The sequence below is a fragment of the Amycolatopsis sp. FDAARGOS 1241 genome (genome assembly GCF_016889705.1).
In the GTDB taxonomy this organism is placed as follows: Bacteria; Actinomycetota; Actinomycetes; order Mycobacteriales; family Pseudonocardiaceae; genus Amycolatopsis.
Genome location: NZ_CP069526.1, coordinates 6,722,732 through 6,741,765, shown reverse-complemented (window position 1 = coordinate 6,741,765; position 19,034 = coordinate 6,722,732). Strand labels below are relative to the sequence as shown.

The window sequence follows — 19,034 nt, the reverse complement described above, 5'->3', positions numbered from 1 at the left end:
CACGGGTGAACGCTCTTCGCTGGACTTTCGCACTCGGCACCCGGGCCCTAACCTGGTGTGACCCAACTCGACGAGGAGAGGGGAACACCCATGCGGATCGCTGATCTGCTCCGGGCGAAGGGCGCTGCCGTCGCCACTGTCGCTCCGGGGACCACGGTGACCGAACTGCTCGCCGGGCTCGCCCGCCACAACGTCGGCGCCATGGTGGTGGTGACCCCCGAAGGCGGCATCGCCGGCATCGTGTCCGAGCGCGACGTGGTGCGGCGGCTCAACGACCACGGGCCGACGGTGCTCGACGGTCCGGTCGCGGACATCATGACGAAGCTCGTGGCCAGTGCGTCCCCCGACGACGAGGTCGACCAGCTGAGCGTGTTGATGACCGAACGCCGGATCCGGCACGTGCCCGTGCTCGACGACGGGCGGCTCGCCGGGATCGTCAGCATCGGTGACGTGGTGAAGTCCAGGATCGAGCGGCTGGAGCAGAGTCAGGAACAGCTGGAGGCGTACATCGCGCGGGGGTGACGGCTATTCGCGCCAGCCGCTGAGTTCCACCCCCTTGGCGACGTCGACGCGGTAGGCGAGCGTGGCCGTCGCGGTCGCACCCGCGGCCAGCGTGAGCCGCCAGGTGATCGAGCCGAGGTCGTCGGTCTCGACCGGGTCCGGCGTCGCGCGCACGTCTCGCACGGTGATCGCTTCGTCGCGCGACACGGGTGCCTGGTCGAGCACCGTGACCACGGCTTCGCGCGGGCTGTGGTTGGTGAGCCTGGTGCGGTACTCCGCTTCCCGGCGGCGCTGGCCGGACAGGGTGGCCTTGCTCGCGGTGCGCCGCACGAGTTCGCGTTCCACGCGGATGCGGTCGTCGACGCCCAGCGCGAGCTCGACCTCTTCGCCTGGCGCCCACACGTCGAAGCGCGTGGTGCCGACGAACTCGGTGTCGTGGAAGACGGCGGCGCGGCCGGCGCGCAGCGTGTGCTCGCTGGTGTTCACGACGGTCGCGCGCAGATACGCCTCCGACGCGCGCACGGGCGCGGTCACGTAACCGAGTTCCGCCGTGAGCTCGAGCCGAGCCAGCGTGGTGCGGTGGCCCTGCGCGCCCGACGGGATGGCGACGGCGCGGCCCGGCCGGTAGGTGAGCGCCGTCGCGCCCTGCTCGACTTCGGCGAACTTCGGTGCGACGCGACGCAGGGAAGCGGCTCCCGCCGGGGCGGCGCCGGGGGCGGCCGCGGCGAACGCGGCCAGCGGGCGTGCCGGTTGAGCGGGCTGCCGGCGGTCGAGGAACCAGGGGTCGAGCTCCGGGACGACGACGGTGCTCGCGGGGCGGGCCGTCGAGAGCACGAGCTCGCACTCCGGCCAGTCCTCGCCCGTGTGCTGGCTGACCAGGCCGTAGGACGTGATCGTGACCTCGGTCTCGCGCACCCGCACGTCGTAGCCGGGTTCCCAGCTCGCCCCGGGGACCACATAGGACAGTTCGAGTTCGACGCTCCCGCTGTCTTCTTGCGGTTCCAGCTCGACCGTGACGGTGGAACTATCCTGTTCGGACTGTGCACTGTGGCTCGCGACGCGCCGGTCGAGAGCGGCGAGGTCCTCGCGCATCCGCTCGAGCCGTTCGGTGAGCGCGCGGCGCGTCCGCAACGCCGCGGCGAGCTGGGTGCCCAGGGCGCCGGTGACCTCCTCGACGCGTGCCGGTCCGGCGACGCCGGACGCGAGCGCCTTCGCGAAGCTGGCACCGCTGCGCTTCGCCAGCCCCGTGAGCAGCTCGACCTTCGCCGCTTCGGCGGCTTCTTGGTCGGCCACCGCGTCGAGCGCCGCCTGGTCGGCGCGGCGCTGGTCGGCGAACGCGCTCAGCACCGGGTCGGCCGGCTGGGCGTGCTGCTCGTACCCGACGTCGACGCCCGTGATCAGCGCTGCGCCGGTGCCGGTCACGCGCACCGATTCCGCGTCGAGGGCCAGCGGCAGCCCGGTGATCCGCACCCGCGTGCCCTCGGCCAGGTTCGCTCGGCCGCGCCGCGTGATCCGCGCGTGCTGCGGGTAGACGGTGACGGCGACGATCGGAGCATCCATGACTCCGACGTTAGTCGGTTGACGGCGGCCGCGGTTGCCGGAAGTGTCGGAGGTGTTCGCCCGCTTCGTCCGCCTTGGGGGTTCTGTGGGAGCCGCTCGGATCGCCGCCGTGGTCGCCGCTGTGCTCGTGCTGCCGCTCGGATCGGGGGTGGCTCAAGCAGATCCGCCACCGGCGCCCGTGTTCTCGGAAGGGCAGGCGCAGCCGGTCTTCGACCCGGCCGACGTGGTGCGCGAGGACGTCTGGGTCACCGCACCGGTGGACAGCGACCACGACGGGCAGAGCGATCTCGTGCACGCCCAGGTGGTACGGCCCAAGGCGACCGACGCCGGGATGAAGGTGCCGGTCGTGTACGAGGCGAGCCCGTACTTCGCGGGTGGCAACGACGTCGCGAACCACAACGTGGACACCGAGCTGTACGTGCCGGGCGAGGCGCGAACCGCGGCCGTGGGCGTTGGTCCGCACGCGCCGCCACCGATCCGCTGGAGCTACCAGGACTACTTCACCGCGCGCGGATTCGCCGTGGTGTACGGGGAATCGCTGGGCACCGGCCTGTCCACGGGCTGCCCGACCACAGGTGACGTCAACGAGACCATCGGTGCCCGGTCCGTGATCGACTGGCTGGGCGGCCGCGCGCCGGCGCGCGACGAGGCGGGCACGCCGGTGACCGCGAGCTGGAGCACGGGCCACACGGGCATGATGGGCGTGTCCTACAACGGAACCCTGCCGAACGCCGTCGCGACCACCGGCGTTGAAGGGCTCGAGACGATCGTGCCGATCGCGGCGATCTCGAACTGGTACGAGTACTACCGCAACGACGGTGCGGTCGTCGCCGCGGGCGGGTTCCAGGGCGAGGACACCGACGTGCTGGCCGAGTACGTGTACACGCGGGCGGACCGCGCGATCTGCCGTCCGGTGATCGACGGGCTGACCGCCGCACAGGACCGCGTGACGGGGGACTACAGCCCGTTCTGGGACGTGCGGAACTACCGCAACGACGTCGGGAAGGTGCACGCGTCGGTGCTCGCCGTGCACGGGCTGAACGACTGGAACGTGAAGACCGACCAGGTCGCCGCCTGGTACGAAGCGCTGAAAGCCCACGGGGTCGAGCACAAGATCTGGTTGCACCAGTCGGGTCACGCCGATCCGATCTCGCTGCGCCGCGACGTGTGGCTCGTGACGCTGAACAAGTGGCTGTCGCACTACCTCTACGGCGTCGACAACGGCATCGAACGCGAACCGAAGGCGACGATCCAGCGCGAGGACAAGTCCTGGGTCGACGAGGCGGACTGGCCCGCGCCGGGCACGCGGGACGTCAAGGTCCACCCGTGGCCTGGCGGCCGTGCGAAGGGCGGGCTCGACGCGCACCCCGTCCCGGGCCGGGCGGACGTCGAATCGCTGGCGGACGACGCGTCGAAGACCGTGCAGCAGCTTGCCGATGCAGCGACGTCGGGCAACCGCCTGCTGTATGCGACTCCTGCGGTGAAACAGCCGGTGCGCCTGTCGGGCACCGCGCGCGCCGACCTGCAGCTGGCGTTCGACCGGCCGGCCGCGAACGTCACCGTGGCGCTGCTGGACCGTTCGCCGGACGGCACGTCGTTCGTGATCAGCCGGGGGTGGACGGACCCGCAGAACCGCCGTTCGCCGTCGGTCACCACACCGATCCGGCCCGGGATTTCCTACCGCATCGCGGTTTCGCTGATGCCGAAGGACTACGTGCTCCCAGCCGGGCACCACCTGGAGTTCCTCGTGGCCTCCAGCGACCACGACTACACCCTGCGGCCCCGCCCGGGTGCCGGCCTGTCGCTGGACCTGACGCGGACGTCGCTGATCCTGCCGGTCACCGGCGGGAAGCCGGCGCTGGGGTTCTGAGGAACTCCGCCACGACGGGGGCCATGACCTTCATGGACACGGCGTGGTTCTGGCCATCGAGCGTGCGGTGCGTCCCGGCGGGCAGGACTCCGGCGAGATCCAGGGCGGCCTGCTGAAGGGAGTGCGCGCTCTTGCCGCCGCCGAGAACGAGGGTGGGCTGGGCGATCGCGGCGAACTCGGTCAGCGGTTGGCCCCGAAGTGGCCCTTCGGGAGTTCGGCGTCGTAGGGCAGCGTGTGCGCGACGGCGCTGAGGCGCTTCCAGGCGCCCGGCATGAGCCGCATCATCGGGACGACGAAGCCGGGCGCCCCCTGCCGTTCGTCATGAAGTACTTCACGGCTTCGCCGCGTTTCCCTTGCGCGACCAGGGGTTCCAGCTTCGCGGTGAAGTCCGCCGGCGGGTGGTTCTCCGTCGTGGTCACGAACGGCGGCTCGTACAGCGCGATCCTGCTCAACGGCACACCGGCCTTCGCCGCACGCAGCGCCAGAACCGCGCCGGAGGCCAGGCCCCATGCGTGTGCCTCGCCCCCGGCCGGTTCGACTAGGGCGGCCAGGTCTTCCACCTCGCGCCGCACGTCTTAAGGCTGGGTGTCTTCGCTGTCCCCGAGGCCGCGGCGCTCGTAGTTGTAGACCGTGAAGTGCTCCGAGAGCAGCTCCGAAGCTGGAGCAGACCGGGGAAGTGGCGGTAGCTGAACGGCCCGGCCACGAGCACCACCGCGGGCCCCGTCGGGCTGATGTGTCGGGGCAGCGATTGGACTGCGGCGCTGGTGGGCTCGTCTCTCGGCTGTGCCGGCGTGTCCGGCAGCCGTCGGCGCCAGGCGGTCCGCGGCAGGGCCGGGAAGGCGTGTTGTGTCAGTCCGCGATCCCCGCCCGATAAGCGAACGCCACCGCCTGCGCCCGATCCCGCAGCCCCGCCTTCGAGAACAAGTGGTTCACGTGCGTCTTCACCGTGGCTTCGCTCACCACGAGTTCCCGCGCGATCTCCGTGTTCGACAGGCCCGCCGCGATGAGGCGCAGCACCTCGATCTCGCGTGCGGTCAGCCCTTCGACTTCCTGGGGGCGCACGGGGTTGCGCCGCGTGGCGGCGTCGACGAGCCGCTGCTGCAGTTCTCCGTCCACAGTGGACTGTCCGGCGGCGGCCGAGCGGAGCGCGCGGGCGATCGCCTCGGCGTCGGCGTCCTTGGTGAGGAAGCCGCGGGCGCCGGCGCGCAGGGCGCCGAGCAGGGATTCGTCGTCGGTGTAGGTGGTGAGGACGACGACTTCCGTTGAGGGGTAGCGCTCGCGGACCAGCTGCGTCGTCTCGACGCCGTCGCGACGGGGCATGCGCAGATCGACCAGCAAGACATCGGGCTGGTGCTGCGCGACGAGCTCCAGCGCCGCGTCCCCGTCGGCGGCGGCGCCGACGACCTCGACGCCCGGCAGCAACCCGAGCAGCGTCACGAGGCCTTCGCGCACCACAGCCTGGTCGTCGGCCAGCACGACGCGCAGGTTCACGCCGGCACCGTCAGGTGAATCCGCCATCCGTCCTCCCCCGGCCCGCTTTCCAGCTTCCCCTCGAGCAGCGCGACCCGCTCGCCCATGCCCCGCAAACCGTATCCCGGGGCGGGCGCGTCCGGTGGGCGCCTGCCCTGCCGGTCGAGCACGGTCAGCTCCACCTGTTGCCCGGCGAAGGCGAGCATGACGTCGACCGCGGCGCCCGGCGCGTGTTTGCGGGTGTTCGCCAGCGCTTCCTGCACGGCGCGCACGAGCGTGGTGTTCACCGCGGCGTCGAGCTCACGAGGGTCACCGGCCACGACCAGGTCGGCTCGTGCGCCCGTGTCCAACCGGTAGGCGGCCAGCAGGTCCGCGACCGCCCGCTCCACCGGCACGGCGTCCTCCCGCAGCGCGGCGACGGCCTTGCGCGCCTCGGACAGCCCGTCCGACGCGAGCTTCTGGGCCCGTTCGATCTGGGCGAGGGCTTCGGAGCTCGCGCCGTCGCGCACGAGCATGAGCCGCGCGCCCTGCAGGTTCAGCGCGAGGCCGGCAAGGGAGTGGGCGAGGACGTCGTGGACCTCGCGCGCGATGCGGGCGCGTTCGGCCAGCGCGGCGGCGCGCGCGTGCTCTTCCGCGGCGGTCTGCGCGCGGGCCAGCGCGAGCTCCGTCTGTTCGAGCCGGGCCGCCCGGTCGCGGCGGCTCGCGGCGAGCAGGATCATCACGGCGAGGATCGCGAACAGAGCCAGCGCGTTCAGCCACTCCAGCTCACGCAGGACCACCCACGCGACGATCGCGGCGGCCGTCGTCGCCAGGACCACGGCGGACAGGAGCTTGCCGAACGCGCGCATCGTGTAGAACGCGGTGCTGAACATCGCCACCGACACCCAGCTGTTCGGCTGCAGCACCCACAACGCCGCCGACGCCGCGACCACCACCGGCATCGCCGCCGGCAACACCCACCGCGGCTTCGATTCGGCCGTCGCTCGCAACAGGGGCGCGGAGGCGACGAGCGTGATGCCGAACAGCGTCCACGACCACCAGTGCGCGAAGTACGGGATCGAGAGGAGCATCGGGAACACGACGAAGCCCCACCGCACCCAGTCGGGTGTGCCGAGCCGTCCGCGGTTCCCGGTGGTCGTCGTGGCCATGGTCCTCCCCGGTCGTCCACGGGCCTCCTGGGGAGAATCTACGGGAGGGCCGGTCCCGGCCCGCTTCGTCGCGCACGGCGCGTCACCTGGCGGTTCGCCCGGCATGTACGAAAAATGTACCTTTCCCGGCTTCCCTGGACGGCGTCACTCACGCCGAAACAGGAGGTACGCACCATGTCCAGGATGCGCCGGCTCGCCGTGTTCACCGCAGCCGCCGTGCTGCCCGCGCTGGGGCTCACGTTCGCCGCCCAGGCGCCGGCGTCCGCCGCGCCCAACTTCCAGGTGCCGTTCAAGTGCGGGGTCACCGTCACGGCAGCGACGTTCAGCGGGCACAACCCCGCCAACTCCGTCGACTTCCAGAAGACCGATATCACAGGCATGCCCGTGACCGCGTCGGCGCCCGGTACGGTCACGCGCGTCGAGAACGAGGGCAGCGTCAGCTATGGCCGCTGGATCGAGCTCGACCACGGCGGCGGCTGGCGCACCCGCTACGCGCACCTGTCCGCGCAGGAGGTGTCGGTGGGCCAGAAGATCGGCCAGGGCCAGGAGATCGGCAAGGCGGGCGCGACGGGCGGCGTCACCGGTCCGCACCTGCACTTCGAGGAAAACCTGAACGGTGTCACGCAGAAGGCCGTGCTCAACGGTGTCGCCGCGGTCTACTACGGCAAGAAGGACTTCACGAGCAAGAACAACTGCGACGGCAACCCCTACTCGGCCACCGAGGTGTGCGGCTCGGGCTTCTCGGTGATCGACCAGCAGGGCCTGGGCTCGTCCGGCACGGCTTACCTGCTGTACAACGCTTCGACGCAGGCCAACTGCGTCACCACGCTGAAGTCAGTCTCGCTCGGCACGGCCAGCCCGACGTCGGCTTTCCTCGAGGTCGAGGGCAAGACGAGGGTCACGGACTCGGGCAACTTCACCTACTACGCGGGCCCGGTGAAGCAGACGGCGGGCGCCACCTGCGTGAAGTGGGGTGGCTCGGTGGGCGCGGACTCGTACACGAGCCCGTTCGAGCACTGCAGCTGAGCGGCTACCACACACGGGCGACAAAACCCGGTCCGGCCACGACGGCCGGGCCGGGTTTCTCCACAACCACCCCCGCCCATCCACAGATTCCCGGCCCCGGCCCCACACCCCGGCTGCCCACCGCATTGTGGAACCCGTGACCACCTCCACCCCGCCCGGCACGGCCCGGGCCACGCTCACCGACCCCGCGCAGCTGATCGCTTCGCTGCCCTACTTGCTCGGGTTCACGCCCGCCGACTCCGCCGTCCTCCTCGGCCACCGGCCACCCGGCACCCGCGTGGGCCTGATCCTGCGGGCCGACCTCCCGCCACGGGAACTCGTTGCCCAGCAGGCGGATTCGCTCGTTCCGCGGTTCATCGTGGACGACCACGTCGGCGTCACCGCGGTGCTCGTCGGCGGTCGGGCCGCGCCGGACGGCGAACCGCCGCACGCCGAGTTCGCCGAGGAGCTGAGACGGGCGTTCCACGAGTACGAGCTGCCGATCTTCCATCCATTGTGGACCGCCGAAATCACCGCCGGGGCACCGTGGCGGTGCTACCGCGACGCCGGCTGTGGTGGGAAGCTGCCCGATCCGCGGTCCACGGTGGTCGCGGCGACAACGACCAAGGCCGGTTTCGTCGCCTTCCGCAGCCGGGAAGAGGTCGAGGCCCTGCTGGAACCGCGCTCGCCGGAGGCCGTCGCGCGCCGCCGCGCGATGCTGTCCGGTGCGACGCCACCGTGGCGCGCCGCCGACGAACTCACCGCCGCGGCCGCCGAGATCCGCACCGCGTTCTTTCGCCACCGCCGCGACCCCGGACCACTCTCGGACGATGAGGCCGTCCGCCTCGCCCACGCCGTCGCCGTCACCCCGGTGCGCGACGCCTGCCTCGCCACTGCCGTGCCGGGGGAGTCGCCCGTCGCCCTCGCCGCCGCGGACTTCTGGCTGTCGCTGGTACGCGAACTGCCCTCCCCGCACCGTGCGGAGGTCGCCTCCCTGCTCGCCTACGCCGCTCTCATGCGCGGCGAGGGTGTCCTCGCCGGCCTGGCGCTCACCAACGCCCTCGACGCCGATCCCGAGCACATCCTCGCCCGTCTCCTCCGCACCGCCTGGGACCTCGGCACCCGCCCGTCCCGCCTCGCCGGCCTGGCGTCCCTCTCCGACGCCGTCGACCTGGGGTTGTCGGCCGTCGAGCTCGCCGAGACGGAAGAGCCACCGCCTTCCGCGTCGGAGCCGTGACGTTCTCTTCCGTCCGGGTGGGCGAGCCGCAGCCTGGAGCCCGTGGTGTGAGCTCCGTACGCGCTGACGGCCGGCTGGTGCTTCGCTCGCCCGAGCACGCGGGCCGGATGCTGTCTGCCCTCCCGCTCGAAGCCGGCTTCGGTCCTGCGGCCTGGCGAGGCAGAAGTGGCGCTGCCGACGTCCGTGTCGGAGCCGCGACGTTCTCTGCCGTTTCGCCGGGCGCGACGCGGCCCGGACCTGGGTGAGTCCGTACATGCGTTCCCGGGTGTGTGTTTGTCGACCGGGGTTTCGTTCGTCTGGGCACTCGGGTTGTTTGCCGTAGGCCCTTCAGCTCGAAGCCGGCTTCGGTCCTGCGGCCTGGGCGAGGCAGAAGTGGCGCTGCCGCCGTCCGGGCCGGAGCCGTGACGCTACCTGGCGACCAGGCGGGTGGGACGCGGTCCGGACGCCAATGTGTGCTCCGTGCGCGCGGTTCTGGCACGTGATGACCGATTGGGCTTTCGGTCGCACTGGCACCGCGGTCGGATGCCCGGTGCTCGGCCGGCTCGAACCCGGCCTCGGCCCCGCGGCCTCGGCGGAACGGAAGCGGCGCCGCTGACGTCCGCGTCGGTGCCGTGACGTTCTCTGGCGACCGGTGCGGTGGGCTCGCCGCGATCCGGACCCGTGTGTGGGCTCCGTACGCGGTGTCCTGGCACGTGACTGCCGACGGGGCTTCGCTCGCCCGGGCAGCTGGGCCGGTTGCCGTTGGCCCTCCGGCTCGAAGCCTGCTCCGGGCCGCGACGCCAGGTGGACTGGAGGGCATGGGGCGGACGTGGCGGATCGGCTCTTCTGAAGCCCGCAGCTCGGCAACGGTGCAGCGGCTGCGGTGTGGGGTGAGCCGGGCCACCAGCAGGCGGCTGGCTCGCCTGCTGGTGAGCCGTCCGCGGCATGGGCCGGCGCGTCGTGCGAGGCGGTTCTGATGGCCGGAAAATGCGCGGGCGCCATCCGTTCGGAAAGCGCGGTGCCACCCCTGGCCGTAGTGAAGGCGATCGAATGGTCAGCGGCCGTCATCCCTCGAGCGCACCTAGAACGCGGACTCAGCGGCGAGTGCCTCCAGGCCTGTCGACCCGGGGGCCGAACCCCACCGAACTCGCCGGCACTCCCGTCACCGGCGGACTGCCCGCAGACACCGACGGGCCCGGGCCGCCACGAGCCGGGCCCATCGGGGAGGAGTGGTGCTCAGCCGCGGCGGGACTGGGTGAACGTCCACGCGTCGGAGACGATGCCGTCGAGGTCGGTGCGCTCGGGCTTCCAGCCGAGTTCCCGGCCGGCCTTGTCGCTGGACGCGACGAGGACCGAGGGGTCGCCGGAGCGGCGGGGCGCGATCTCGGCCGGGATCGGGTGGCCGGTGACGCGCCGGCAGGACTCGACGACCTCCAGGACCGAGAAACCGGTGCCGCTGCCGAGGTTGTAGATGCGGTGCTCGCCGGCGGTGGCGTGGCGGAGGGCGAGCAGGTGGGCGTCGGCGAGGTCGGCGACGTGGATGTAGTCGCGGATGGCCGTCTTGTCGGGAGTCGGGTAGTCGTCGCCGTAGATGGAGATGTGGGCGCGGTCGCCGGTCGCGACCTGGAGGACGAGGGGGATGAGGTGTGTTTCGGTGGTGTGCCGTTCACCGAAGGCGTGGTACGCGCCGGCGACGTTGAAGTAACGCAGGCTCACCGCGGCGAGACCGTGGGCGCGCGCGAAGCTTGTGATGGCGTGGTCGATCGCGAGCTTGGACGCGCCGTAGGTGTTGGTCGGCTGCGTCGGCGCGGTCTCGGGGATCGGCGACGACTCCGGCTCGCCGTACGTGGCGGCGGTGGAGGAGAAGACGAGGCGCGGCGTGCCGTGGGCTTTCATGGCTTCGAGCAGGCGCAGCGACGTGACGACATTGCCTTCCCAGTACTTCGCGGGATCGGTCATCGATTCGCCGACGAGCGACTTCGCCGCGAAGTGCAGCACGCCGTCGAAGCCCTCGCTGAGGAGGCCCGCCGCGACGGCGGCGGCGTCGCCTTCGATGAAGCGCGCGTCGGGGTGGACGGCGTCGGCGTGGCCGGTGGACAGGTCGTCCACGACCGTGACCTGGTGACCGGCCTCGATGAGCCGCGCGGCGCATACGCTGCCCACGTAGCCTGCGCCTCCCGTGACGATCAGTTTCAGGGGGCTCTGCGGGTCCGTCACGGCGTGGCCTTTCTGGTGAGGGTGGTGACTGTGCGCCACAGTCTCCCCGCACCACGATGCAGGGGACCGCCCGGGGTTGTCCGCCCGGTCCTGCCGCACCGGCTACAGCCCCGCCGAATGCGCCCGCCCGCGACGCCAAGCGCGAACCCGAGGCTTCCAAGCCGCACCCAGACCCGGCGCGGGCCCCGAACATCGGGCGTCCGCGACAGCGCGGGACTCAGGGTGCCCTCGTGGCCGCCGCGGTGAGATGGATGGGGTGGGGCACTTGGGATCGCGACACCGCCGTCGGGCGTCCGCGCAGCGCGGCGTCTCAGGTGCCCTTGCGACCGTCGCACTTTCGGCGCCCCGGGCACACCACTGCCCCCAAGACGGGAGGCCTCGGGGCAGTGGTGATCGAAGTGCGGAGTGCGGTCAGACGTCGCGGGCGGCACCGCGGGAGGGGACGGCGGTGAAGGTGCGGGGACGGCGGAGGCCGGCGTGCTCGAAGGCTTCCTCGACGGCCGCGCGGATGCGCTCGAGGTCCGCCTCGCGAACCAGGGCGATGGCCGAACCGCCGAAGCCGCCGCCGGTCATCCGGGCACCGAGGGCGCCCGCGGTGCGGGCGGAGTCGACGGCGAGGTCGAGCTCGGCGGTGGAGATGCGGTAGTCGTCGCGCATCGAGGCATGGGAGGCGTCGAGGTGGGGGCCGATCTCGGTCAGCTTGCCCTGGTGCAGCAGGGCCACCACGTCGAGCACGCGCTGGTTCTCGGTGACCACGTGGCGCACGAGCGGCGCGAGGTCGTCGGGCAGCTGGGCGAGGGCGGCGGGCAGACCGTCGAGGGTGACGTCGCGCAGCGCCTTCACGCCGAGGAGCTCGGCGGCGCGCTCGGTGCCGCGCCGGCGTTCGCCGTAGCCGCCTTCAGCGTGGGAGTGCTTGGTGCGCGTGTCGATGATCAGCACGCGGGCGCCGGCCTCCGCCAGCGGGAAGGGCACCTGCTCCATCTCGCCGGAGCGGACGTCGAGGAAGAGCACGCACGCCTCGCGGCAGCACAGCGACGCGGTCTGGTCGAGCAGGCCGGTGGGGGCGCCGACGAAGTCGTTCTCGGAGCGCTGCACCCAGCGCGCGATCTGTGGCCGGGCCGGGGTGGCGGGGTTGCCGTCATCGAGTTCGACGCCGGCGAGCCCGAGCAGGGCCAGCGACACGGCGCACTCGAGCGCGTGCGACGAGGACAGGCCCGCGCCCGATGGCACGTCACCGGCGATCACGAGGTCGGCGCCGGCGGAGTAGCCGTGGTCGCGCAGCACCCACGCCACGCCCGCGGGGTACGCGGCCCAGCCCTGCACCGAACCCGGGGCGAGGGACGCGATGTCGAGGAGGTCCGAGTACTGCAGCTGCCCGTCGTCGCCGAGGGTGGCGACGTTGAGCTTGCCGTCTTCGCGCCGCGACGCCGCCACCGCGAGGCGGTGGGGGAGCGCGAAGGGCAGGACGAAACCGTCGTTGTAGTCGGTGTGCTCACCGATCAGGTTCACCCGGCCCGGAGCCGACCAGACCCCGGCCGGGGCCCGGCCGTGGATCTCCTGGAACGCCCTGGCCGCGTCGCCGGCGGGGCTCACCGAGCCTGCGCCAGCACGGCGTGCAGTGCCGAGGTGGAGACCTGCGCGGTGGAGCTGGTCTCGCCGCCGGTGATCTCGATGGTGACGGTGCCGCCGTTGGCCTTGCCCACGGTGACGCGGCCGCCGGGCACGATGCCGACGGACTTGAGCTCGGTGAGCAGCGATTCGTCGAGCTGCACGTGCTCGGCGATGCGGCGGATCACGACGTCGCCGCCGCCGGTGCGGGCGAACTCGTCGAGCCGGACGAGATCGGACTCCGCGGGCGGGGCCGGGTCGCCGTCGCCGAGCTTGTCGAGGCCCGGGATCGGGTTGCCGTACGGCGAGGTGGTCGGGTGGTCGAGCAGCTTCACCAGCTTGCGCTCGACGGCCTCGCTCATCACATGCTCCCAGCGGCACGCCTCGGTGTGCACGTGCTCCCACTCGAGCCCGATGACGTCGACGAGGAGGCGCTCGGCGAGACGGTGCTTGCGCATGACGGCGATCGCGAGCTCCCGGCCGTGGTCGGTCAGCTGCAAGTGCCGGTCGTCGGCCACCACGACCAGCCCGTCGCGCTCCATCCTGGCCACGGTCTGGCTCACGGTGGGCCCGCTCTGCTGCAGGCGCTCCGCGATCCGGGCCCGCAGCGGGACGACACCCTCTTCTTCGAGCTCGTAGATCGTACGCAAGTACATCTCGGTGGTGTCGATGAGATCGTTCACGCTGTCCCCTTCGTCCGCGTTGCTCATCGTAGTCGTTGGCCCCGGCACCGACGGCACGCGGCGACATAACAAGCCACCCGCCCTGAAAAGTCCGGCCCCGGTGTGCTCCGGGCGCGCGGACCTGCAGGATGGGGGCCATGGGACCGTTGATCACGCCTGCCGAGTTCGCCGCCCTTCCCGACGCCGAGCGACCCGTCGTGCTGGACGTGCGCTGGCGCCTGGCCGGGCCGCCCGGAGCCGACTCCTACCGCGAAGGCCACGTGCCTGGAGCGGTGTTCGTCGACCTCGACACGGCGCTCGCGGCCCCGCCGGGCGAGGGTGGCCGGCACCCCTTGCCCGCCTCCGCGGATCTACAGCGTGAGCTGCGGAAAGCCGGGGTGCGCGCCGACCGGCCGGTGGTCGTGTACGACGACGCCGACGGCTCCGTCGCCGCCCGCGCCTGGTGGCTGCTGCGGTGGGCCGGGCACGCCGACGTGGCGGTCCTGGACGGCGGTTACGCAGCGTGGCTCGCCGAAGGCCGCGAGGTCACCGCCGACGTGCCGGCACCCGAGCCCGGCGACCTCGAGGTCCGCCCCGGCGGCATGCCGGTGCTCACCGCCGACGAAGCCGCCGCCCGCGCCCGCGAAGGGATGCTCTTCGACGCCCGGGCCCACGCCCGCTACACCGGCGAGACCGAACCCGTCGATCCGCGCGCGGGGCACATCCCGGGCGCCGTGAGTGCGCCGTCGTCGGACCACGCCGGGCCCGACGGCCGCTGGCGCGCGCCGGCCGACCTCGCCGCCCGCTTCGCGGATCTCGGCCTGACCGCGGACACCCCCGTCGGTGCCTACTGCGGCTCCGGTGTCACGGCGTCTTCGGTGGTCCTCGCCCTCGAGATCGCCGGCCACCCGGCACCGGCCGCGCTCTACGCGGGTTCGTGGTCGCACTGGTCCCGCGACCCCGAGCGCCCCGCCGCCACCGGCCCGGAGCGCGGCTGAGCTGTCGCGAACCGGGCTGTGAGCCCGTCCGGCCAGTACAGTGCGGTACATGTCCTCGCCTGCTGTCCTCTGGGATGCCGCGCTGCTGGGGTACGACCTCGGGGGCGAGCACCCCTTCAACCCCGTCCGGCTGGAGCTCACGGTGCGGCTGGCCACCGAACTCGGGGTGCTGCAAGGCGTCGAGCTGCTCGTGCCCACCGCGGCCGGCGACGAGGAGCTGCTGCGGATCCACGCGCCCGAATACCTGGCGGCGGTGAAGGAAGCGCCGCTCGTCGGGTGGGACGTCGGGCACGGGCTGGGCACGGCGGACAACCCCGTGTTCGCCGGGATGCACGAGGCCTCGGCGCTCGTGGTCGGGTCGACGCTGCTCGCGGCGCGCAAGATCGCGGACGGGGAGGTCAAGCGCGCCGTCAACATCGCGGGCGGGCTGCACCACGCGATGCGCGACCACGCGTCCGGCTTCTGCGTGTACAACGACTGCGCTGTCGCGATCTCCTGGCTGCTCGACCACGGCTTCGACCGCATCGCCTACCTCGACACCGACGTCCACCACGGCGACGGCGTCCAGAAGGCGTTCTACGACGACCCGCGAGTGCTCACGGTTTCGCTGCACCAGCACCCGTTCACGCTGTGGCCCGGCACGGGTTACGCGGCCGAGATCGGCACGGGCAAGGCGGCAGGCACGTCCGTGAACATCCCGCTGCCGCCGCAGACGAAGGACCCCGGGTGGCTGCGGGCGTTCCACGCGGTGGTGCCGTCGCTGCTGGCGGAGTTCGAGCCGCAGATCCTGGTGACGCAGTGCGGAGTCGACTCGCACGAGGAGGACCCGCTGGCCGACCTGTCGCTTTCGGTCGACGGGCACCGCACGATCTACGAGACCATGCGCGATCTCGCGGAGACCTACGCCGACGGGCGCTGGCTCGCGGTCGGCGGGGGCGGTTACCAGCTGATCCGCGTGGTCCCGCGCTCGTGGACGCACCTGATTGCCACGGTGCTCGATCGCGACGTCGCGCCCGAGACGGCCCTGCCGCCCGGCTGGGTCTCCTCGATCACGAAGGTCGCGCCGACCGCCGAGCTCCCGCGCGCCATGACCGACGAGCGCGACACCGCGTTCAAACCGTGGGGCGACGAAGCCGACGAACCGGTGGACGTCACGATCCGCGACACCCGCCGCGCCGTCTTCCCCCTCCACGGCCTCGATCCGGACGACCCGAGGGACTGACATGTCCGAAGACCCCGACGAAGGAAAGGGCCGGCGCGACCCCTACGACTATCCCCGCGACTGGGAAGCCGACGTCGTCCTCTCCGACGGCGGCACCGTGCACCTGAGGCCCATCGTGCCGTCGGACGCCGACAACCTCGTCGCGTTCCACAGCCGCCTTTCGGAGCGCACCCGGTATCTGCGCTATTTCGGCGCCTACCCGCGCATCCCGCCGCGCGACCTCGAACGGTTCTCCACTGTGGACCACCACGACCGGGTCGCGTTCGTGGCTTTGCTGGGCGACGACATCGTGGCCGTCGGGCGTTACGAGCGGCTCGACGGCGGGCCGTCGGCCGAGGTCGCGTTCGTGGTCGACGACAAGCACCAGGGCCGCGGGCTCGGCTCGATCCTGCTGGAGCACCTGGCCGCCGCGGCGTCGGAGAGCGGGCTGCGCCGGTTCGTCGCGGAGGTCCTCGCCGAGAACGCCGCCATGGTCCGTGTGTTCCGCGACGCCGGTTACCAGGTGAGCCGCGCCATCGAGGAAGGCGTGCTGCACCTGGAGTTCGACATCGACCCGACGGAGGAGTCGCTCGCCGTCGCGCGCTCGCGTGAGCAGGCCGCCGAGGCGCGCAGCGTGCACAACCTGCTGCACCCGCGCTCGGTCGCGGTGATCGGCGCGTCGGCCGATCCCACGAAGGTCGGGCACGTGGCCTTCGCGAACATGCTGGCCGCCGATTTCGCCGGCACCGTCTACCCGGTCAACCCCGAGCACCGCTCCGTGCGCGGCGTCCGCGCGTACGCGTCCGTGCTCGACATCCCGGACCCGGTCGACCTCGCGGTGGTGGCCGTGCCCGCCGAGGTCGTGGAATCCGTGCTCGACGCCTGTCTCGCCAAGGGCGTGAAGACACTGGTGATCGTGTCGGGCGGCTTCGCCGAATCCGGACCGCTCGGCCTGCACGCCGAACTGCGGCTCGTCGGCGAGGCCCGGGCGCACGGCATGCGCGTGGTGGGCCCGAACGCGCTCGGCGTCCTCAACACCGCGCCCGGTGTCCGGCTCAACGCGACGCTCGCGCCGCGGCTGCCCAAGCGCGGACACACCGGGTTCTTCTGCCAGTCGGGTGCACTGGGCACCGCGATCCTCGCCGACGCCGGTTCGCGCGGGCTCGGCCTCTCGACGTTCGTCTCCGCCGGCAACCGCGCCGACGTGTCGGGCAACGACTTGCTGCAGTACTGGGAAACCGACCCCGAAACGGATCTGGTGCTGCTCTACCTCGAGTCCTTCGGCAACCCGCGCAAGTTCGCCCGCCTCGCGCGGCGGCTCGCGCGCAGCAAGCCGATCGTCGCGGTGAAGTCCGGCCGGCACGCGGTGCGCCCGCAGCTGGCCGCGACGTCGGCGGAAGTCGACGAGGCGAGCGTGCAGGCGCTGTTCGAACAGGCCGGGGTCGTGCGCGTGGAGTCGCTCGCGCAGCTCTTCGACACGGCGCTGGTGTTCGCGCACCAGCCGCTGCCGGCCGGGCCGCGTATCGCGATCGTCGGCAACTCCAGCGCGATCGGCCTGCTCGCCGCCGACACCGCCCGCGCGCAGGGCCTGCACGTCGCCTTCGATCCCGTGGACATCGGCCCGCAGGCCGGGCCCGCCGCGTTCGCCGAAGCGGTGCGCGACGCCCTGGATTCGGCCGAGGTCGACGCGCTGATCGCCGTGTTCGCGCCGCCGATCACGATCCCCGGCACCGCCTACGCGCGGGCGCTGAAACAGGCTGTGCTCGAGCAGAAGCGGACGAAGCCCGTCGTCTCGACGTTCCTCGCGGCCGAAGGCGTGCCCGACGAACTCGCGGTGCTCACCGATTTCGGCGTCCCCACGCGGGGTTCCATTCCGTCGTACCCCAGCCCCGAGCGCGCGGTGAACGCGCTGGCCCGCGTCGTGCGCTACTCGGCCTGGCGCCAGCGGCCACAGGGCTCGCTCGTGCGCCCGGCCGGGCTGCACGTGGAGAAGGCGCAGCAGATCGTGCGCGAGCTGCTCGCCGCCGACGGCCACTCCACGATGCTGTCGGACGACGATGTGGTGCGACTGCTCGGCTGCTACGGCGTGGACGTCGTGCCGTTCCGCGTGGTGTCCGATGTGGACGAAGCGGTGACGGCCGCCGCGGAGCTCGGTTACCCGGTCACGCTCAAGGCTGTCGACGAGCGACTGCGCGGCCGCCCGGACCTCGCCGGCGTGCGGCTCGACCTCACGTCCGCGGACTCCGTCCGCGTGGCCTACCGCGACCTGTGCGAGGTCTCCGGTGACAACGAGCTGTACGTGCAGCGAATGGCGCCCAAGGGGATCTCGTGCGTGATCGGGCTGCAGGACGACCCGTCGTTCGGCACGCTCGTGTCGTTCGGGCTCTCGGGGTTGGTCAGCACGCTGCTGGGCGACCGCGCCTACCGCGCCATCCCGGTGACCGACGTCGACGCCGCCACGCTCATCCGCGAGCCGCGCACGTCGCCGCTGCTCACCGGCTACCGCGGCGACGAACCGGCGGACCTGGCGGCGCTGCAGGACATGGTGCTGCGCGTGGCCGCGCTGGCCGAGGACAACCCGGAGGTCCGGTCGCTCGCGCTCGACCCGATCCTCGCTTCGCCCGACGGCGCGTTCGTCGCCAACGCGCGTTTGGTCCTCGGCCCGACCCCGACGCGGCCGGACACCGGGCCGCGGCGGCTGCGGCACATCACTCCGTCGGACTGAGCGTTCGCGGAGAGGGCGCTGCCGGATCGGGCGCTGCGGGATGGGGCGCTGCGGGATGGGGCGCTGCCGGATCGAGCTGTGCCGGGTCGGCTTCCGCCGGCAGCCCGCCCAGGGCCGGCAGCTGCGCGGTCGCGCCGCCGCCGGTGAACTCCGGGCGCTTGGCCGCCGCGAAGTAGCGGTGCACCGGGTACTCGACGTCGATACCGACGCCGCCGTGCAGGTGCACGCGGTGTGCGCGACGCGGCGGCCGGATTCGGCAGCCCAGTACTTCGCCGTCGCCACCTCGGCGCCGGCGGGCACGCCCCTGCCGAGAGCCGCCGCGCCGTCTACCACAGCGCGAGCCGGACCGCTTCGACGTCGACGTAGGCGTCGGCCTGCCGCCGGCGCACGGCCTGGACCGCGCCGATCGCGTGGCCGAACTGCTCGCGCTCACACGTGTACGCCGCCGTCGGTTCGAGCGCCCTTTCGACGATGCCCAGCTGCTGCGCGCCCAACCCGAGCGCGCCGCGCAGCCGTAGCACCCGGGCGAGGTCACCGCCTCGTCGCCTACACCGCGAGCGAGTTCGCGATCCGCGGGATGACCAAGGTCGCCGCGCTGGAGCTGGGCGCACGCAGCATGCGGGTCAACTCCGTCCGCCCGGGCATGATCGGCACGAAGGTGGTGTCCGAAGTCGCCGGGGCCGACGTCGACGTGTCGTGGGTCGGCAAGAAGGTGGCGCTCGGGCGCGTGAGCCGGGCCGACGAGATCGCGCCGCTGCTGGTGTTCCTCGCGAGTGACGAGAGCTGGCACTGCACCGGGAGTGAGTTCGTCGCTGATGGGGAGCGACGGCTGCGCATGCGTTGAAAGTGTGAA

The 19,034-nt window shown here is 72.3% G+C and carries 14 protein-coding genes and 2 pseudogenes; 8 read left to right on the top strand and 8 right to left on the bottom strand.

What is annotated here, in order from left to right; all coding sequences use genetic code 11:
- The first annotated feature begins 90 nt into the window (after positions 1 to 90).
- On the top strand, positions 91 to 522 hold the full coding sequence (locus I6J71_RS32945) for a CBS domain-containing protein (protein ID WP_204090410.1): 432 nt from the start codon (positions 91 to 93) through the stop codon (positions 520 to 522).
- Between the two features lie 3 nt (positions 523 to 525).
- Here the strand turns inward: I6J71_RS32945 and I6J71_RS32940 are convergent, their stop codons facing one another.
- Complete coding sequence (locus tag I6J71_RS32940) at positions 526 to 2,061, bottom strand: DUF4139 domain-containing protein (protein ID WP_204090409.1); 1,536 nt, start codon at positions 2,059 to 2,061, stop codon at positions 526 to 528.
- An 85-nt stretch (positions 2,062 to 2,146) separates the two neighbouring features.
- Between I6J71_RS32940 and I6J71_RS32935 the strand changes: the two genes are divergently transcribed.
- Positions 2,147 to 3,931, top strand: coding sequence for a Xaa-Pro dipeptidyl-peptidase (locus I6J71_RS32935; RefSeq protein WP_204090408.1), 1,785 nt, complete (start codon positions 2,147 to 2,149; stop codon positions 3,929 to 3,931).
- Positions 3,932 to 4,212: 281 nt separating this feature from the next.
- On the opposite strand, the gene I6J71_RS49195 is transcribed toward I6J71_RS32935, so the two are convergent.
- The 3 genes from I6J71_RS49195 to I6J71_RS32920 all read right to left on the bottom strand — a co-directional run bounded on the left by I6J71_RS49195 (position 4,213) and on the right by I6J71_RS32920 (position 6,549).
- Positions 4,213 to 4,503 (bottom strand): hypothetical protein, encoded by a 291-nt coding sequence (locus tag I6J71_RS49195; protein ID WP_239154059.1) that lies wholly within the window; start codon positions 4,501 to 4,503, stop codon positions 4,213 to 4,215.
- Between the two features lie 277 nt (positions 4,504 to 4,780).
- On the bottom strand, positions 4,781 to 5,422 hold the full coding sequence (locus I6J71_RS32925; protein ID WP_204097355.1) for a response regulator transcription factor: 642 nt from the start codon (positions 5,420 to 5,422) through the stop codon (positions 4,781 to 4,783).
- Positions 5,419 to 6,549 (bottom strand): sensor histidine kinase, encoded by a 1,131-nt coding sequence (locus I6J71_RS32920; protein ID WP_204090407.1) that lies wholly within the window; start codon positions 6,547 to 6,549, stop codon positions 5,419 to 5,421. The genes I6J71_RS32925 and I6J71_RS32920 overlap by 4 nt, the downstream gene beginning before the upstream one ends.
- Positions 6,550 to 6,723: 174 nt before the next feature.
- Here I6J71_RS32920 and I6J71_RS32915 point away from each other — a divergent pair, with 174 nt between their 5' ends.
- Together I6J71_RS32915 and I6J71_RS32910 are read left to right on the top strand one after the other, a co-directional pair.
- Positions 6,724 to 7,575 carry a M23 family metallopeptidase gene (locus I6J71_RS32915; protein WP_204090406.1) on the top strand — a complete coding sequence of 284 codons (852 nt, stop codon included), beginning with the start codon at positions 6,724 to 6,726 and terminating at the stop codon, positions 7,573 to 7,575.
- Between the two features lie 136 nt (positions 7,576 to 7,711).
- Entirely contained in the window at positions 7,712 to 8,791 is a 1,080-nt protein-coding gene (locus tag I6J71_RS32910; protein ID WP_204090405.1) for a DUF4192 domain-containing protein, read from the top strand.
- A gap of 1,215 nt (positions 8,792 to 10,006) precedes the next feature.
- Here the strand turns inward: I6J71_RS32910 and galE are convergent.
- From galE to I6J71_RS32895, 3 genes are all read right to left on the bottom strand, one after another.
- Complete coding sequence (gene galE / locus I6J71_RS32905; RefSeq protein WP_204090404.1) at positions 10,007 to 10,987, bottom strand: UDP-glucose 4-epimerase GalE; 981 nt, start codon at positions 10,985 to 10,987, stop codon at positions 10,007 to 10,009.
- Between the two features lie 411 nt (positions 10,988 to 11,398).
- Entirely contained in the window at positions 11,399 to 12,580 is a 1,182-nt protein-coding gene (galK, locus tag I6J71_RS32900) for a galactokinase (RefSeq protein ID WP_204090403.1), read from the bottom strand.
- Positions 12,577 to 13,305, bottom strand: a complete 729-nt coding sequence (locus I6J71_RS32895) for a metal-dependent transcriptional regulator (protein ID WP_304503249.1) — start codon at positions 13,303 to 13,305, stop codon at positions 12,577 to 12,579. The genes galK and I6J71_RS32895 overlap by 4 nt, the downstream gene beginning before the upstream one ends.
- Positions 13,306 to 13,415: 110 nt before the next feature.
- Here I6J71_RS32895 and I6J71_RS32890 point away from each other — a divergent pair, with 110 nt between their 5' ends.
- From I6J71_RS32890 to I6J71_RS32880, 3 genes are read left to right on the top strand one after another with little or no spacing between them, the layout of a single operon-like run.
- Positions 13,416 to 14,255 (top strand): sulfurtransferase, encoded by an 840-nt coding sequence (locus I6J71_RS32890; RefSeq protein ID WP_204090401.1) that lies wholly within the window; start codon positions 13,416 to 13,418, stop codon positions 14,253 to 14,255.
- Between the two features lie 49 nt (positions 14,256 to 14,304).
- A complete protein-coding gene (locus I6J71_RS32885; RefSeq protein ID WP_204090400.1) occupies positions 14,305 to 15,477 on the top strand; it encodes an acetoin utilization protein AcuC in 1,173 nt (390 codons plus the stop codon).
- A 1-nt stretch (position 15,478) separates the two neighbouring features.
- Positions 15,479 to 18,181, top strand: a complete 2,703-nt coding sequence (locus I6J71_RS32880) for a bifunctional GNAT family N-acetyltransferase/acetate--CoA ligase family protein (protein WP_204090399.1) — start codon at positions 15,479 to 15,481, stop codon at positions 18,179 to 18,181.
- 94 nt (positions 18,182 to 18,275) lie between these two features.
- Here the strand turns inward: I6J71_RS32880 and I6J71_RS32875 are convergent.
- A pseudogene (locus I6J71_RS32875) lies at positions 18,276 to 18,717 on the bottom strand (acyl-CoA dehydrogenase family protein); the annotation flags it as partial.
- A 2-nt stretch (positions 18,718 to 18,719) separates the two neighbouring features.
- On the opposite strand from I6J71_RS32875, the pseudogene I6J71_RS32870 reads away from it, so the two are divergent.
- Positions 18,720 to 19,033 (top strand): annotated as a pseudogene (locus I6J71_RS32870) (SDR family oxidoreductase); the annotation flags it as partial.
- Between the last annotated feature and the right edge of the window lies 1 nt (position 19,034).

Excerpts from the sequence above, each read along its gene's own strand:
- I6J71_RS32945 (WP_204090410.1), top strand. The coding sequence starts at position 91 with ATGCGGATCGCTGATCTGCTCCGGGCGAAGGGCGCTGCCGTCGCCACT.
- I6J71_RS32940 (WP_204090409.1), bottom strand. The coding sequence starts at position 2,061 with ATGGATGCTCCGATCGTCGCCGTCACCGTCTACCCGCAGCACGCGCGG.
- I6J71_RS32920 (WP_204090407.1), bottom strand. The coding sequence starts at position 6,549 with ATGGCCACGACGACCACCGGGAACCGCGGACGGCTCGGCACACCCGAC.
- I6J71_RS32915 (WP_204090406.1), top strand. The coding sequence starts at position 6,724 with ATGTCCAGGATGCGCCGGCTCGCCGTGTTCACCGCAGCCGCCGTGCTG.
- I6J71_RS32895 (WP_304503249.1), bottom strand. The coding sequence starts at position 13,305 with ATGAGCAACGCGGACGAAGGGGACAGCGTGAACGATCTCATCGACACC.
- I6J71_RS32890 (WP_204090401.1), top strand. The coding sequence starts at position 13,416 with ATGGGACCGTTGATCACGCCTGCCGAGTTCGCCGCCCTTCCCGACGCC.
- I6J71_RS32885 (WP_204090400.1), top strand. The coding sequence starts at position 14,305 with ATGTCCTCGCCTGCTGTCCTCTGGGATGCCGCGCTGCTGGGGTACGAC.
- I6J71_RS32880 (WP_204090399.1), top strand. The coding sequence starts at position 15,479 with ATGTCCGAAGACCCCGACGAAGGAAAGGGCCGGCGCGACCCCTACGAC.